Origin of the sequence: Arthrobacter sp. Hiyo1, from assembly GCF_001263615.2 — a bacterium.
Taxonomy (GTDB): domain Bacteria; phylum Actinomycetota; class Actinomycetes; order Actinomycetales; family Micrococcaceae; genus Arthrobacter.
The window spans coordinates 265,589-266,552 of the sequence record NZ_DF952471.1; the positions used below are offsets into that span (position 1 = coordinate 265,589).

General features: G+C 62.3%; 1 protein-coding gene. It reads right to left on the reverse strand.

The features are described from left to right. Positions 1–130: 130 nt before the first annotated feature. The coding region (locus AHiyo1_RS12775) for a carbohydrate ABC transporter permease (RefSeq protein WP_059388818.1) at positions 131–964 on the reverse strand (834 nt) is incomplete at its 5' end.

Consider the following 964-nt stretch of genomic DNA (forward strand, 5'->3'; position numbering starts at 1 on the left):
GTCCGGGCGAGCCAGCGGCGCGCATTGTTGAGCTCCGGATCGGCGGCCAGCGTGGTGGTTGCGTCCAGTTCCAGGAAACCGCCGCTGGACTCCACCGAGGACGGAACAGGAACCAGCAGATCCGCGGCGCTCATCCCTTCACCGCCCCGGCCAGGCCGGATACGAGTTTTCGCTGCACTGCGATGAAGAAGATCAGCACCGGAATGGTCATGATCACGGAACCGGCCATGATGCCGCCCCAATCGTTCTGGTCGGGTTTGAAGAAGGTCAACAACGCCATGGGCAGGGTCTGGTTCTCCTGGGCGGAAATGATGAATGTCTTGGCGAAGAGGAAGTCGTTCCACGTTGAGATGAAGGAAAACACCGAGCATGCCACCACTCCGGGCGCCACGAGCGGGAAGAGGATCGAGCGGACAAAGCGGAAACCGCTCGCGCCGTCTATGCGGGCTGCCTCTTCGATCTCCACCGGCACGGCTGCCACGAAGCCACGAAGCATCCAGATCGCGAACGGAATACTGAAGCCCACATGGACCAGCACCAGGGAGCCGAGCTGGTTCAAGCCCACCAACGGTACGGCCTCCCCGGCATTGCGCAGCAGGAAGAACAACGGAATGGTGAGCGCTTCGACGGGCACCATCTGGGACACGAGGACCACGATCAGCAGCTTGGTGCGCATCTTGAATTGGTAGCGGGTCAGTGCCACGGAGGCCAAAAACGCCAGCACAGTGGAGACGATGACGACCACGAGCGCCACGATCACGCTGTTGAGGAAGTACCTGCCGAAGTTGTTCACTGACAGGACCCGCATGAAGGAGTCGAAGGACGGTTCCAGCGTGAACGGCGCCGCATCGCCGGCGTCGAGCGCCGTCTTCGGCTTGAGGGCCGAAAGGACCATCCAGAACAGGGGGAACGCGACAAGAAGCGCGATGGCGAGTGCCGCCACATCGGCGCCGAACCGGCGTCG